General features: G+C 70.5%; 10 protein-coding genes and 1 pseudogene. 4 read left to right on the plus strand and 7 right to left on the minus strand.

Annotated elements, in window-relative coordinates:
- Positions 1-845 (minus strand): annotated as a pseudogene (locus tag ACIRDX_RS15170) (Xaa-Pro aminopeptidase); the annotation flags it as partial.
- 99 nt (positions 846-944) lie between these two features.
- A complete protein-coding gene (locus tag ACIRDX_RS15175) occupies positions 945-1,802 on the minus strand; it encodes a VOC family protein (RefSeq protein WP_396626280.1) in 858 nt (285 codons plus the stop codon).
- A 176-nt stretch (positions 1,803-1,978) separates the two neighbouring features.
- Between ACIRDX_RS15175 and ACIRDX_RS15180 the strand changes: the two genes are divergently transcribed.
- The 3 genes from ACIRDX_RS15180 to ACIRDX_RS15190 all read left to right on the plus strand — a co-directional run bounded on the left by ACIRDX_RS15180 (position 1,979) and on the right by ACIRDX_RS15190 (position 4,529).
- Positions 1,979-2,506: a hypothetical protein gene (locus ACIRDX_RS15180; RefSeq protein WP_396626281.1), complete on the plus strand. Its 528-nt coding sequence runs from the start codon at positions 1,979-1,981 to the stop codon at positions 2,504-2,506.
- Positions 2,507-2,809: 303 nt separating this feature from the next.
- On the plus strand, positions 2,810-3,004 hold the full coding sequence (locus ACIRDX_RS15185; protein ID WP_396626282.1) for a hypothetical protein: 195 nt from the start codon (positions 2,810-2,812) through the stop codon (positions 3,002-3,004).
- 58 nt (positions 3,005-3,062) lie between these two features.
- Complete coding sequence (locus tag ACIRDX_RS15190) at positions 3,063-4,529, plus strand: Nramp family divalent metal transporter (RefSeq protein WP_396626283.1); 1,467 nt, start codon at positions 3,063-3,065, stop codon at positions 4,527-4,529.
- A 10-nt stretch (positions 4,530-4,539) separates the two neighbouring features.
- Here the strand turns inward: ACIRDX_RS15190 and ACIRDX_RS15195 are convergent, their stop codons facing one another.
- The 5 genes from ACIRDX_RS15195 to ACIRDX_RS15215 form a co-directional block, all read right to left on the minus strand.
- Positions 4,540-5,127 carry a YdcF family protein gene (locus ACIRDX_RS15195; RefSeq protein WP_396626284.1) on the minus strand — a complete coding sequence of 196 codons (588 nt, stop codon included), beginning with the start codon at positions 5,125-5,127 and terminating at the stop codon, positions 4,540-4,542.
- A gap of 51 nt (positions 5,128-5,178) precedes the next feature.
- Positions 5,179-6,825 carry an amidohydrolase family protein gene (locus tag ACIRDX_RS15200; RefSeq protein ID WP_396626285.1) on the minus strand — a complete coding sequence of 549 codons (1,647 nt, stop codon included), beginning with the start codon at positions 6,823-6,825 and terminating at the stop codon, positions 5,179-5,181.
- Between the two features lie 29 nt (positions 6,826-6,854).
- On the minus strand, positions 6,855-7,811 hold the full coding sequence (locus tag ACIRDX_RS15205) for a DUF1080 domain-containing protein (protein WP_396626286.1): 957 nt from the start codon (positions 7,809-7,811) through the stop codon (positions 6,855-6,857).
- Positions 7,812-7,914: 103 nt separating this feature from the next.
- Positions 7,915-11,604 (minus strand): chemotaxis protein CheB, encoded by a 3,690-nt coding sequence (locus ACIRDX_RS15210; protein WP_396626287.1) that lies wholly within the window; start codon positions 11,602-11,604, stop codon positions 7,915-7,917.
- A 122-nt stretch (positions 11,605-11,726) separates the two neighbouring features.
- Positions 11,727-12,689 carry a hypothetical protein gene (locus tag ACIRDX_RS15215; protein ID WP_396626288.1) on the minus strand — a complete coding sequence of 321 codons (963 nt, stop codon included), beginning with the start codon at positions 12,687-12,689 and terminating at the stop codon, positions 11,727-11,729.
- Positions 12,690-12,741: 52 nt separating this feature from the next.
- On the opposite strand from ACIRDX_RS15215, the gene ACIRDX_RS15220 reads away from it, so the two are divergent.
- Positions 12,742-14,298 (plus strand): M28 family peptidase (locus tag ACIRDX_RS15220; protein WP_396626289.1); only part of this gene is annotated, 1,557 nt, incomplete at its 3' end.

Raw genomic sequence — 14,298 nt, forward strand, 5'->3', positions numbered from 1 at the left:
TCGTTGACGCGCTGGCGCCACCACCACACGAGGTCGCTCGCGCGGGTCGTGCCCGGCACGATGACCTTCTCGGAGAACATCGTCTCGGACAGCTGCCACACGAGGGCGTTCATCTGCTCGAAGAACGCCTCCTCCTCGGGCAGGCGCGAGGCGATGAGCTCGAGCGGCAGCGCCTCGGCGTTCCTGAAGCGCGAGGTCCACGTCGTGCCGAGCGCCTCGCTCATGCCCTCGAGTTCGCCGCTCGACAAGCCGTCGCTGAACGCGAAGACGCGCGAGCGGTTGATGCCGATGGTGGCCGGCTTGCGCTCGGCGACGACCTGCACGAGCAACTGCCACTGCTCGTCGCCCCAGAGTTCGGCGTTCCGGCCACCCACCGGCTGGCTGACGGCCTTGGCGGAGGTGCGCGCGTCGAACACGCCCCCCTGCGACGTGCCGCCCAGCGCGATGCGCTCGACGCACGCGGGGGCGGGCGGCGTGCCGGCGGCCGCGCAGCGATCGAAGAACACGTAGATGGTGCGTCGGCGTGCCGCGAACGTCTCGGGCGCGGTGATCGACGAGAACACGGGGTCCTCGTTGTACTCGCGCATCGGCACCACCCACAGCGCGATGCTGTGCGCGCGCATGAGCGCGGGCAGGAACGTATCGAGCCGCTTCTTCAGCCACGCCTGCTGCATGGCCGCCTGTTCGCGCAAGGTACCGAAGGGCCGCGTCACGGCGGGCAGGCCCGACGCCGCGATTCGACTCGTCCAGTCGATGGTCGGCGGTGCAGGTTGGCCATACGCCAGGCCAACGCAGAGGCTGAGACCGAGAGTGAGGACGAACGTCGCGCAGAATCTCGAACGCAAGCGGCTGTCTCCGGCATCGCGTCAGAGACCGGAACACCCGGCCTGACCGATGACAGGCAGTCTAGCCGAGGTACCTGGCCGCGCCCGGCCCGCGCTGCCTCAGCGGATCGCGTCGAGCCCCTCGGTCAGCTCGATCAGCGTGCCCCACGGGTCGGTGATGAACGCGATGTCGATGCCGAGTTCCGGCACCCGACGCATGTTCTCGGCCACGATGCCGAGCCCCTCCAGCTTGCGGAGGAGGGCGGGCAGGCCGTTCACCTCGAACCCGACGTGGTCGACCACGCGGCCCTTCGTGGCCACGACAGGGCGCGGCGAGGCCGTGAAGTTGAGCCCGACGCCTGGCAATGTGGCCCTGAGGAACCGGTTGCCCGCCGCGGGCGGCGCGGCGGTGGCACCGAGGGCCTTCACGTACCAGGCCTGCATGGCCTCTCGGTCGGGCCCGAAGAAGTGCACGTGGTTCAGCGTGACGGGCGCCGCCTGCGCGGCGACCTGCACGAGTTCCACCTTGAGGCCGTCCGGGCCGAGGACGAAGGCGATCGGCGAACCACCCAGCGGGTTCGTCGCCATGTCGTCGGTCACGGTCCACTCGGCCGGCACGGACTCGCGCGTGACCATCGTGTGACCGGCCGCCTTCAGCCGCGCGATCACCGGTCGCAGGTCGGGCACCGAAAGACCCAGATGGTCGGCCGTGGTCCCGACCGAGCCTGCTGTCGGCGCCTGCTCGCGCACGAACACGAGCACGTTCGGGAACTTCACGACCTGCCGACCCGCGATGGTGACGGGCGCCCCGCCGAGCCCCTCGACGAGGAACCTCGTGTGCGCCGCCACGCTCGTCGCGTTGACGTGGTGATGCCCGTAGACGACAGGCGCGTCGCTGACAGCCAGCTGCGCCGACGCCGGAGCCACCGGCAGGAGGACGAGCGCGCTGACGCACGCCAGGACAAGGGCCGCTCGCATGGCGACGGAGTGTACTGCAGCGCGCGCGCCAGGGCGCCACGGTGCCAGAGTGCCGTCGATCAGCGGCGCTGTTGGCCGGACGCGGCGGGCGGCTTGGCCACCATCCGTCGATGCCCGCACCATTGACACCGCACGTACAAGGTGTGCTCGGAGCGGACGTCGACGTGCAGGGGCGTGTGACACGACGGACAGTCGGGCAGCTCGATGCGGCGCACGCGGCGTTCCGCACGCGGGCTCGGCTCTCGTCGATTCGGCGCGATGTTGATGGACATGCCAGGCGACTCGATCGTGTCATCGGCCGGTCGCGTCGCCGCGTGAATCACCCGCGCCCTGCCTCACAGGGTCGCCTGCACCCGTCGGCGTGCCCCGCCGCACATCGTCGTCACGACAGCCCCGCGCGCGACAAGTGGTTCGACACCCGCATGTTCGCGGGCCAGCCGGCGTTCACGCCGCGCACCAACCCGGTCTTCCACGACGGCATGAACGGCCCGGGCGCCTGGTTCCTCGACATGACGCTGACCAAGGGCATCCCGATCGGTCGCTACCGCCTCGAGGCTCGCGTCGAGGCATACAACGCGTTCAACCACCTCGTGTGGGATCAGCCGGAGACGACGTTCGGCAACGCGAACTTCGGCAGGGTGACCCGCAAGCGGGCCGACAGCCTCGGCCGCGAGATCCAGGTCGGCCTGCGCTTCGTGTTCTGATGCCGTGAGGCGGGGGCGCACCCGCGCCCGCCTCCGCCGCCCGCCCACCGCTGGCGGCCCGATCTGCGGATTCCTTCCGGGAATGCGCCGGTGCGCCCTCTCGCGCGAGCGATGTGCCACACTTGAACTGGCAGGCCGGACGTCCGGGCCTGGTCACCCCTCGTCGGGGTGGCCCGTTGGCGCGTCCCGGCCCCCGTCTTCGTATCGCATCGCCTCGAGGGGTGCCCTGTTCAGGGCCAGCCCCTCGTCACTGGAGCGCCGACCCGTGTGCCGGCGTTGGGACCACCCCGGAGAGAGACACCATTGAGTCGCAAGGGAAAAATGACGCAGGTGAAGCTGCAGCGCGAACGTGCCCTCGCCGATCGCCGCCGCGAGAAGCAGAATCGACGCACGGCCCCCAAGGAGACGGTCGTCGCACCGGCAGGAGCCGAGGACCCGGATCTGGCCGGCATCCGGTTGGGCCCGCAACCGCCGCAGGACTGGCAGCTGGACGAGTAGGGCGCCCCCGCGCCGAGGTCGCATCGGTTCCCGATGCGACCGTGGCATAGTGTGCGCCATGCCGACACCCGATCGCGCGGCGGACCTGCCGTCCGACCACGGCGCGCTGCCTCCCTGGTCCGTCGCGGACCTCCCGGCCCCTCCCCCGTTCTCGCTCCGCAACGCGTTCAGCGTGATCGGCCCGGGCGCCATCATGGCGGCCACGTCGGTCGGCGGTGGTGAGTGGCTCGTCGGGCCCGCCGCCGCGGTCAAGTACTCGTCGGCCATCTTCCTGGTGGCCACAGTCGCGATCGTGCTGCAGGTGCTGTTCAACCTGGAAGCCATCCGCTACACCCTCTACACCGGCGAACCCATCTACGGCGGCATCCTCCGGCTCAAGCCGGGCGCCCGGTTCTGGGCCGCCTTCTACAGCCTCCTCGGATTCTTCCAGCTCGGCTGGCCCGCCCTGGCCGGCAGCGCCGCGGCCACGCTGCTCGGCGCCGCCATGGGGCGCATGCCCGGCGCGCCGGAGCAGGCGATGCAGGGCTGGATCGCCAGCGGCCTCATCGTCTGCGTGGTGCTCATCCTGTCGTTCGGCGGGACGATCGAGCGGATGCTGGAGCAGTTCGCCTGGACCATGCTCGCCGTGGTCTTCGGCTTCCTCGTCATCGTCAACCTCTTGTTCGTGCCGGCCGCGCACTGGTGGCAGACCTTCACCGGCTTCTTCAGCCTGGCGGGCCTGCCGAAGCCCATGGACTGGGCCCTCATCGGCGCCCTGGCCGCCACGGCGGGTTCGGGCGGCATGGGCAACCTGACCGTCACCAACTGGCTGCGCGACAAGGGGTTCGGCATGGGCGCGATGGTCGGCGCCATCCCCAGCGCCGTGGGCGGCCACGCGATCACGCTGTCGCACGTGGGCACCGTGTTCCCGACGACGCCGGCCAACATGGCGCGGTGGCGGCAGTGGCTGCTCTACGTGCAGGTGGATCAGGTGTGGGTGTGGGGCATGTTCTGCTTCGTCGGCATGTTCCTGAACGTGAACCTGGCCACGGCCGTGATCCCGCACGGCACCGACCTGCAGGGCCTCGCGGCCGGGGCCTACCAGGCGGAGTACCTGAGCCACGTCTGGAAGGGGTTCTGGTTCCTCACCCTGTTCAACGGGTTCTGGGTGCTGTTCAAGACGCAGCTGGGCAACACCGACGTCCTGGTCCGCACGATCACGGACGCGGTGTGGATGGCCAGCCCGGGCGCCCGCGCCGCCTCGAGCATCCGCACCCTCTACTACGGCGTGCTCGTCACGTTCTCGATCTGGAGCGCCATCGTCATCCAGGTGGCGTCGCCGTTCCAGCTGTTCAAGATCCTCGCGAACATGGCCGGGGTCGTGCTGATGATCGCGGGCGTGCAGATCTTCATCGTGAACCGCCGCTTCCTCCCGCCAGCGGTGCGTCCGCCGTTGTGGCGCGAGGCAGGCCTGCTGCTGTGCGCGGCGTTCTATGCCTTCTTCGTGTTCTTCGTGGCGCGCGACCTGATCCGCGGCTGGTTCTGACGCGGGTGCGTCACCTGAACGCCTGCGCGTGGAAGGCCCCCACCTCGCGCACCACGGAGAAGACGTAGAACAGCGGGCTGCCGAGCCGCTGGACGCTCACCGGACTGGCCGAGGCCTCGATGCCGACACGCCAGAAGAGGTAGCGCGCGCGGCACACGTGATAGCTGTCGCTCACGACCAGCGCGCGGCGCCAGCCGCGCGGCACCATGATGTCGCGCACGTAGCGGGCATTCTCCAGCGTGTTCCGGCTGCGCTCCTCGAGCAGGATGCGGTTGCGCGGCACGCCGAGCCGCATCAACACCTCACGGCAGCCGTCGGCCTCGCTGCGTCGAACCCACGCGCCGGGCCCCGTGCCCCCGGCGCAAATCACCATCGGGGCCTGTCCCTGGTGCCACAACGCCGCCGCATGTTCAGAACGCCGCGTCAGCGCCTTGCCTGGCGCGCCCGCGTCGGTCAACGCCGCGCCGAGCACGACGATCGCATCTGAGGCGACGGGCCGATCGACGAGCCCGACCACGACGACCAGCACGGCGAGCGCCAGGCACGCGACGAGCCAGGCGACGGTCACGCGAACGCTCAGCCGGACGAACCTACGCATCGCCACGAGAGCGGACCCGCGCGGCAAGGGTGTCACGACGTGCGCGGACCGTCAGCGGCGCGCTCCCGTCGCCCCGAGTCCGCGAAGGATCTGCCCGGGCCGCGCATGCGTGTGGTTGCCGTTGTCGATGACGAGAGTGCCGTTGACGATGACGAAGGGGATACCGCTGGCGTACTGGTGCGGCTGCTCGAACGTCGCGCGATCGATCACCTGGGCAGCATCGAAGATGGTCACGTCGGCGCGGAGCCCCGGACGCAGCAACCCGCGATCGAACTGGCGCACCTTCGCCGCGTTGGCCGAGGTCATCTTCCGTACCGCCTCCTCGAGGCTCAGCACGTGCGCCTCGCGCACGTACCGGCCGAGCACGCGCGGGAAGGTGCCGTAGAACCGCGGATGCGGATGCGACGGCCCCACCGTCCCGTCGTCGCGCACCGCGCTCCCGTCGGATCCGACCGACACGAACGGCTGCGCGAGCGCGTATCGCATGTCCTCCTCGCTGTGATGGAAGAACACCGTCGGCACCGAACCCTCGTTTTCGATCAGCAACTCGAACAACACGTCGAGGGGTGGCTTGCCGATCGACGCGATGACGTCGCTCATCCGCTTGCCTGCGAACTGGCGATAGCGCGGGTTGGAGAGGGTCACCAGGAGCATGCCGTCCCAGCCGCCGGTCGCCGTGTAATGGTTGTACCAGTCGCCGAGCGGTACCTTCCCGAGAATCTCGGCGTCGAGCCTCGGGCGCAGCGATGGATCCTCCAGGCGCTCGACCAGCTTCGCCGCGCCGCCTTCGTGCGCCCAGGGCGGGATGATGCTGGCGAGGTTGTTCTGGCCGGCGCGATACGGATAGACGTTGGCCTCGACCGCCTGCCCGCGCGCCCGCGCCGCCGCGACGAGCGCCACCAGTTCAGGCATGCGCCCCCACATCGTCCGCTCGGCGATCTTGAGGTGGATGATGTCGACCGGGAGCTTCGCACGACGCCCGATGTCGATCGCCTCGGCGACCGAGGCGAACACGCCGAGGCCTTCCGTGCGCATGTGCGTGGAGTAGCTGCCGCCGTGCCGGCCCGCGACCTCCGCGAGCGCCACGAGCGTGTCGGTGTCGATCCACACCCCCGGTGGCCCGCTGAGTGAACTCGCGACGCCGAGCGCGCCGTCGGCCATGGCCTCGTCCATCAACCGGCGCATCTTCGCCAGTTCCGTCGCGTCGGGCGGACCAGCCCTGGGCCCCCGGACCTCCGTCCAGATCTGGCTCGAACCGACGTACGACCCGACGTTCACGCTGAGCCCGCGTCGTTGCAACTCCTCGAAGTAGGCACTGAAGCGCGGCCACTTCGCCGACGGCGCCGCCGACCCGCCCTCGCCGAGGATCATCGACGTGACGCCCTGCCGGATCATGCTCTGCGCGTCGGGGTCGTCGAGCAGCGTGGTGTCGGAGTGGTTGTGGATGTCGATGAAGCCGGGCGCGACGACGAGCCCGGACGCATCGATCGTGCGTGCGGCGGTGCCGCTCACGCGCCCGACGACGGTGATGCGTCCGTCCTTGATGCCGAGGTCGGCATCGAAGCCGGGATTGCCGGTCCCGTCGACGAGGCGTCCGCCCCGGATGACGAGGTCGAACTCCGGTGCCTGGCCGCTCACGGCGGCCAGGCCGGCAGCCACGACGAGCACGACGCTCACGAATCCGGGGAACAGTCGCACTTGGCGCTCCGCCCGTCAGGCGCTGTCGACTACCTCGCCGTCAGGGCGGGCGTGATCACGATGTTGCGGTACTCGACCGGGCCGTGGTCACCCTGGAGGTACAGCGGGCCAGGCTCGCCCTCGCGGCTGTCGAGCGCGCCACCGGTGATGCCGGGAATCTCGCGGTTGCAGATGACGGTCACACCGTTGAGCGTGAGCGTCAACATGCGGCCGGTGAGGGTCACGTCCATCGTCTGCCACTCACCCGCGGCCTTGGCGGCAGCCTCGCTCGGCGCGATGAAGCCGTACAGCCCCCCGAGGTGGTGTGAGGACGGCTCGAGTCCGAACGCGTCGTCGATCTGCAGTTCGTGGCGGCCGCGCAGGTAGATGCCGCTGTTGGACCCCTTCGGCACGCGGAACTCGACGTGCAGCTTGAAGTCGTCGAAGGTGCGCTCCGTCATCAGGTTGGCGCCGCTCTTGGCGTTGATGAGCACGCCGTCCTTGACGCTCCACTGGCTCTCGCCACGCCCGAACGGCTTCCAGCCGTCGAGCGATGCCGTGCCGAGAAGCGCGACCGGTGCGCCATAGACGGGCTTGGCGGCGCGCCGCAGCGACGGCGCACGCGTGCCGGTCCACGTCAGGACCTGCCCATCCCCCATCGTCATCGACCCGGTGATGCGGCCGGCCTCGAGGCGCCCCTCGAAGGTGATGTCCTTCGGGTTGCTGTCCCACTGCGGCGGGATGGCGAACTTGAACGCGCCGTCGGCGAACTCGATCTTCGCGATGGGGCGGGCGCTGCCGCCCGACCCGACGAACTGGCCCACAAGCGTCGCGGTGCCGGAGCGCTCCACCTCGAGCCATGACGGCGAGGTCTGGGCGCCCCGCTGGACGACGAGATCCCAGCGGCCCAGCAGGGGATCGGACGGCTGGGGGGCCTGAGCCTGCGCGCCCGTGATTCCCACGGCGACGAGCATCGACGCGACGCCGAGTGCGACGCGAACGTTCATGGAGTCCTCCTCGAAGCGGCACGCGACGAGCGTCCCGGGACGCGGAGGGTGCGCCCGGCTGCGCCGCTGCGGCCGTGGCCGCCAAGTATATCGGGGCAGCGACTCAGGCCGACGCCAGCACATCGCGCACGGCACGCGACAACGACGCGAGCGTGTACGGCTTGCGGAGGAAGGCGCGCCCGTCGGCCGCCAGGGGCGTCGCGACCTCCCCGTCGGACTCGCCCGCCACGAACAACGCGCGCAGCTCTGGCTGCAACGCCAGCGCGTCGGCGTAGAGCGCCGGACCGTCGCCATCAGGCAGCCGAAGGTCACTCACCATCAACATCACCGGCGGCGCATGGCGCCGGACGATGGCCAGCGCCTCCGCGCACGTGCCCGCCACCAGCACGCGGTGCCCGGCGGTGAAGAGGACGGTCCGCGCCAGCTCACACACGCCACGGTCGTGCTCCACCAGGAGTACGACGGAACTCGCGTCTTCATCATGTGCAAGCGGAGCCGCGTCGGCCGCGCCAGCGCGGGCAACCGGGAGAATCACGGCGAAGGTGGTGCCCTCGCCGACACGCGAGTCGATCGACACGGTGCCCCCGCTCTGCTGCACGATGCCGAGCACCGTGGGCAGGCCGAGCCCTGCGCCCTTGCTGACGTCCTTGGTGGTGTAGAAGGGCTCGAACACGTGATCGGACGTGACCGTGTCCATGCCGAGACCCGTATCGCCGATCAGCACCTCGGCGTAGTGGCCGGGAGGCAGCCCCAGATCGGAGGCATGCGCGCGCCCGAGGTGCAGGTTGCCCGTGCTGATCGTGAGCGTGCCGCCGGCCGGCATGGCGTCGCGTGCGTTGAGGACGAGGTTCGTGAGGGCGCGGGTAATCTCGCGCGGGTCGGCCCACACCGGCCGCAGGTCGTCGGCCGACTGCCGGACGACGCGCACGCGGTCGGGCAGCATGCGATCGCAGGCCTGGCAGAGATCGTCGACCACGCTGTTGAGGTCGACGACGCGCGGGCGGAGGACCTTGCGCTGGCTGAACGCCAGCAGTTGGTCGGTGAGCGCCGCGGCGCGGTCGGCCGACTCCCGGATCTGGGTGACCTGGCCGTAGAGCTCCGGGCGGGCCGCAAGCGCACGTTCGAGCAGGCTGCAGTAGCCGATGATCACCGTGAGCAGGTTGTTGAAGTCGTGCGCGACCCCCCCGGCGAGTCGCCCCACGGTCTCCATCCGTTCGGCCTGCCGCCGGCGCTCCTCGCTCTGGCTCAATGCCAGCTCGATGGCGCGGCGCTCGGTCACGTCCTCGATGGTCAGCAACACCATCTCGGTCCTGGCCAGGCGTCGGCCGCTGACCAGCACGACATGCGGCGGACGGTCGCCCACCACGATGCGCAATTCGAGTTCGTCGAACGGGCGTTCGTCACGGGTCACGCCAGCGATGCCGTCCTGCAGGCGGTCGATGTTCCACGCACCGCCACACGTGTCGCCCAGCTTGCGCCCCTCGATATCGTCCCGCGACACGCCGAACGTGCGCTCGAAGCAGGCGTTGACGTGCCGCACGGCCTGATCGCCGTCCACCACCAGCAGCGGCATCCGCACGGTCTCGACGATCGAGCGGCTGAGATCGCGCGCCAGCGTCAAGGCGGTGTTGCGCGCCTCGAGGTCGCGATTGACGGTGATCAACTCCTCGTTGGTGGACTGCAGTTCCTCCTTCGCCGTCTCGAGCTCCTCGGCCAGGCTCTGGAGCGCCTCGTTGCTCGACACCGCCTCCTCGGCGACCTGCAGGTTCGCGTCGCGCGCGTGCTCCTCGGCGTGCAGTTGCTCCAGCAGTCGTCGCCGCGTGGCCTCGAGCTCCGCCGTCAGGTGGGCCACCACCGTCGGGTTGGGCTCGGGTCCCACCAGGGCACCCGCTCCCCCGCCAGGCAGGAGGATCACGAGGAACGCGCGGTCTGCCCCGTCGCCGACGGGCAGCACGTCGACGTGCGCGAGCCCGAGGTCGCCTTCCGGCCGACGGAATGGCACGTCGCGGCGCATGGCCGCCGTGCCTGACGCCGCGGCCTCGCGCACGAGCGACTCCACCGCCACGAACAGGCCCGCGTCGACCATGATGCGCAGCAGGTGCAGCGTCGCGCCGCCGTCGGTCAGGGCGAGGAAGGGCGCCGGCCGGCCGCGCAGTTCGAGCACCTGCAGGCCCTCGTTCACCAGCACGCTGGTCGGGGAGAAACGCGCGAGGAGGATCTGGTCGGCCCTGGCCGAGACTGCGTCCGGCCGCTCCGCCTGGCTCGTCGCCGCCGGCGACGTCGGCCCGACCGGCACGAGCACGCGTCGGGGCGGCATCGCGGCCTGCACCCGTCGCGCCCCGGGGCGCCTCGCGTACAGGTGCACGTGTGCGTCGGCAGGCTCGAAGAGCTCCGGGTGCTGCGGCGTCTCCGCGCGGCCGAGCAGCAGGAAGCCGGGGTCGCGCAGCGCGTAGTGGAACAGCGGCACGATCATGCGCTGCACGCTGGCCAGGTAAATCAGCACATTGCGGCAACTGATCAGGTCGAGCCTGGAGAACGGCGGATCGTCGAGCAGGTTGTGGCGCGAGAACAGGCAGCGCTCGCGGAGTTGCCGACTGACCTGATACCCGGACTCGAGCCGCGTGAAGAACCGCCTGAGACGCTCGGGAGAGACATGGTCGGCAATCGTGTCCGGGTACCGGCCGGCCCTGGCCACGTCGATCGCCTGGTCGTTGATGTCCGACGCGAACACCTGCACGGGTGTGGTGCTGCCGTGCGCGTCGAGGTACTCGATCAGCGCCATCAGGATCGAGTACGCCTCCTCTCCTGTCGCGCACCCGGGCACCCAGATGCGCACCACGTCGTCTGGCGCACGATCGCGGATGATCGCCGGGAACACGTGCGTGGCGAGGGCAGCGAAGGCCTCGGGATCGCGGAAGAAGTGCGTGACGCCGATGAACAGGTCGCGTTGCAACGCCACGCGCTCCGACGAGTCGTCGGCCAGCAGGCGGGCATAGGCCGCCAGGCCGTCCAGCTCGCGGATCATCACGCGCCTGTCGATGCGCCGGCGGACGGTCTTCTCGCGATAGATCGAGAAGTCGACGCCGGAGACGTCGTGCAGGAGATCGAAGATGCTGCGCAACGCATCGGCGTCATCGTCGACCTCTGGGGCGTCGTGGACGGGTCGCGCGCTCGCACGACGCGCGAGGCGCCCGATCTCGGGTCCGATCGCCTCCGGCGCCAGCACGAGGTCGACGCCGCCGCTGGCGACTGCGGCCGCCGGCATGCCGGGATACTCCGCAGACGCCGGGTCCTGCGCAATGCATACGCCGCCGGCCTCGCGAATGGCCTGGAGGCCGCGCACGCCGTCGACGCCGCTGCCGGACAGGACGACACCAATCGCGCGCGTGCCCTGGTCCTCGGCCAGCGACTGGAAGAGGACGTCGATGGGAAGCTGCGGTCCGATCGGGGTCGGACGCGGGGCCACGTGCAGCACGCCTCCCGCAACGGTGAGCTGGCCGTTGGGCGGAATCACGACGACGGCGCCGCCACGCAGGCGCCACCCGTCGGTGGCCAGTTGGACCGGGTAGCTCGTGATGTCGGCGAGCAGGTCGACGAGCGTGCTCTTGAAGTCGGCCTGCAGGTGCTGCACCACGATCACGACGATGCCGTCGTCTCGCGGCAGGTGCCGGAGCAACTGCGTGAGCGCGTCGAGTCCGCCCGCGGACGCCCCGATGCCGACGACGGCCTGCAGTTGGTGGTCTTCCGGCAGCCGTTCCACGGGGCTGCCACCGGTGTCCTTCGGGTCTTCCATGGGCACCTACGGTGACGCGCAGCGTATCACCTCGGCGCGGCGCTCTGATACTCGCCGATGGCCATCTCAACCGTAAGTGTCGAACGACACACGGACGCGAGCGATGCCACGGATGAGCGATGTCACACGAGGTCGCCGTGCCAGTACGCCACCTCATCAGCAGGCCAGGTGTCGAGCGCAGGTGCGTGCGCCAGTGCACGGACGCAGAGGCGCACTGGCGACGGCCCCGTAGAGGCGACGGTGACCTGCGGCGGCAGGAATCCTGGTGGCAGCCACGCGGAGATGACGGGGCGATGCTCGGCCGGTTCGCGCGCGATCAGCATCTGCAGGATCGCGCCGATGCGTGCGCCGGTCGGATCGCGATCCCCGCACGACTCGATCATCCAGCGACCCTCCGTCGCGCTGATCACCACGTACGCCGCCGCGCGCATGCCCTCCTCCACGACGAGGAACCAGAGCTGGCGAGAGCCCGAGGCCGCAAGGCCGGCGAGCAAGCGCTTTCGGGTCAGGGTGAACGCCATGAAGTCGACGTCGCGCGCGATGCAGAAGCGCGGCGCGGGCGCCCCCAGGCGCGGCACGTCCACGAGGAACGGCAGGTCGTCGTGCTCCCCCGATCGCACCGGCGCCATCGGCGCGCCCCGTCGTGTCGACTCCGTCACGACCAGCGTCGACTCCGTCGTGGCGACGACGTGGAAGCCGTCTGGCACCGCTGCGCCCTCCGCGGCGATCGTGGCGATGATCGACGCCCCCGGGCACCAGGTCGCCACCTCCTCGGTCACGCGCGCGATGAGCGACGCGGCGTGCGCCGCCGTGTCGCCGTATGCGATGACGTCACCCACGGTGCAGATCGTGAGGGGGTGCCCATCGACGACCGCCGGCAGGCGATACAGGAGCGCGGACGCAAGGAGTTGCGCCGCCTCGTCGACCAGCGCCACCGGGCGCAGGTGCGCCTGTCCCCACGTGGTACGGGTCAAGGCCCGCGTGAACTGCGCGAACGCGCGCGGGGTCAGGCCTGCCTGCCCGCGCGCGTCGGCGGCGGCCATCTGGTCGAGGACGGCCGCGTCGATGGGCACGAGTGAGGGCATCCCGCATTATGGGTGCGCCGGCGCTCGGCCTCGGCGGTACACTGCCGCGGTCGTGTCACGCCGGTCCCTCGCCCCGCTCATGGTCGTGCTGGCGCTCGCGCCCGTGCTGGCACAGTCACGCATCACCACCGACAGCAGTCAGGCGCGCATGCGCGCCGACCTCGAGGTGCTCGCCTCGGCCGAGGCCGCGGGCCGGGCCTCGCTGACGCCCGGCGCCGACGTCGTCGCGCGCCACCTCGCCGCCGAGTTGCGCAAGGCCGGCCTGCAGCCCGCCGACGGCGACGGGTACCTGCAGCGCTTCGACCTCGTGCCCCTGCAGCTCGACCGTTCACCGTCGGCCGTCGTTGTGCGCGGGGCAGGCGCCGAGCAGCGTTTCGCTCCCGTCGCGGTCGCCTTCCCGGATCCAACAGCTCCCATCGACGTGACGCTCGACGTGGCGTTCGCCGGTTTCGGCATCAGCGCGCCGGAGTTCGGCTACGACGACTATGCGGGTCTCGACGTGCGCGGCAAGGCGGTGCTCGTGTTCGATCACGAACCGCAGGAGGACGATCCCCGCTCCGCCTTCCACGGCACCGGCTTCACGCTCCACGCCAACACGTGGCAGAAGACGCGCACGGCCCAGCAGCACGGCGCCGCCGCCCTGCTGGTCGTGACCGAACCCGTCAACAGCCATCGGTCCGCGCCGCGCCCACCCGAGCGCGCCGGCGCACCGCCTCAGGCCCTCGCGGCGGGCGCCCTGCGCATCCCGCGCATCACCATCCCCGCCGATGCCGCAGCGGCCCTGCTGCAGTCCACGGGCCGCACTCCCGCCGACACACAGCGCGCCATCGACGCCGCGGGCCGCCCCTCGTCGCGACGCCTCGACGGGGTCACCGTGACGCTGCAGGCGGTGAATGCCACGACGCGCGTGCAGGCGTCGGCCAACGTCGTCGGTCTCCTGCCAGGCACCGATGCACGGTTGAAGGGCGAGACCATCCTGGTGACGTCGCACTACGACCATCTGGGCGTGCAGGAGGGACGCCTCTACCCGGGCGCCAACGACAACGGGTCTGGCACGGTGGCGATGGTGGAAGTGGCGCGACTGCTGGCCGGCGCGAAGCTTCGGCGCAGCGTGTTGTTCGTCTCGTTCGGTTCGGAGGAGCAGTTGATGCTCGGGTCGTACCACTACGTGTCGCACCCGCTGCGGCCGCTGGCGACGACGCGCGCGGTGCTGAACCTGGACATGGTGGGCCGCAACGAGGCGCACACGCCGGAGAGCGAAGGCGTGTACGAGATCACTGCGGGCCGACCCGATCAGTTGAACCTGGTCGGCGCGGCGTACAGCCCCGACCTCGCGTCGGTGCTGAAGCGGGTGTCGCCGCGAGCGGGCCTCACGTTGAGCGACAAGTTCGATCGCGACTCGTCCATGCGCGCGCTGTTCCGCTGCGACCACCTGCCGTTCCTGCAGCACGGCATCCCGGCCGTCTGGCTGTTCGGCGGCTTCCATCCCGGGTACCACGAGCCCATCGACACGATCGATCGCCTCGATTTCGACAAGATGGACCGCGTCGTGCGCCTCACCGTCGAGGCCGTGAAGGCGCTGGCCTCCAGCGACGCGCCGCCGCGATTC

This window comes from Luteitalea sp. (genome assembly GCF_044337415.1).
In the GTDB taxonomy this organism is placed as follows: Bacteria; Acidobacteriota; Vicinamibacteria; order Vicinamibacterales; family Vicinamibacteraceae; genus Luteitalea.

Excerpts from the sequence above, each read along its gene's own strand:
- ACIRDX_RS15175 (WP_396626280.1), bottom strand. The coding sequence starts at position 1,802 with ATGCGAGCGGCCCTTGTCCTGGCGTGCGTCAGCGCGCTCGTCCTCCTG.
- ACIRDX_RS15190 (WP_396626283.1), top strand. The coding sequence starts at position 3,063 with ATGCCGACACCCGATCGCGCGGCGGACCTGCCGTCCGACCACGGCGCG.
- ACIRDX_RS15210 (WP_396626287.1), bottom strand. The coding sequence starts at position 11,604 with ATGGAAGACCCGAAGGACACCGGTGGCAGCCCCGTGGAACGGCTGCCG.
- ACIRDX_RS15215 (WP_396626288.1), bottom strand. The coding sequence starts at position 12,689 with ATGCCCTCACTCGTGCCCATCGACGCGGCCGTCCTCGACCAGATGGCC.
- ACIRDX_RS15195 (WP_396626284.1), bottom strand. The coding sequence starts at position 5,127 with ATGCGTAGGTTCGTCCGGCTGAGCGTTCGCGTGACCGTCGCCTGGCTC.
- ACIRDX_RS15205 (WP_396626286.1), bottom strand. The coding sequence starts at position 7,811 with ATGAACGTTCGCGTCGCACTCGGCGTCGCGTCGATGCTCGTCGCCGTG.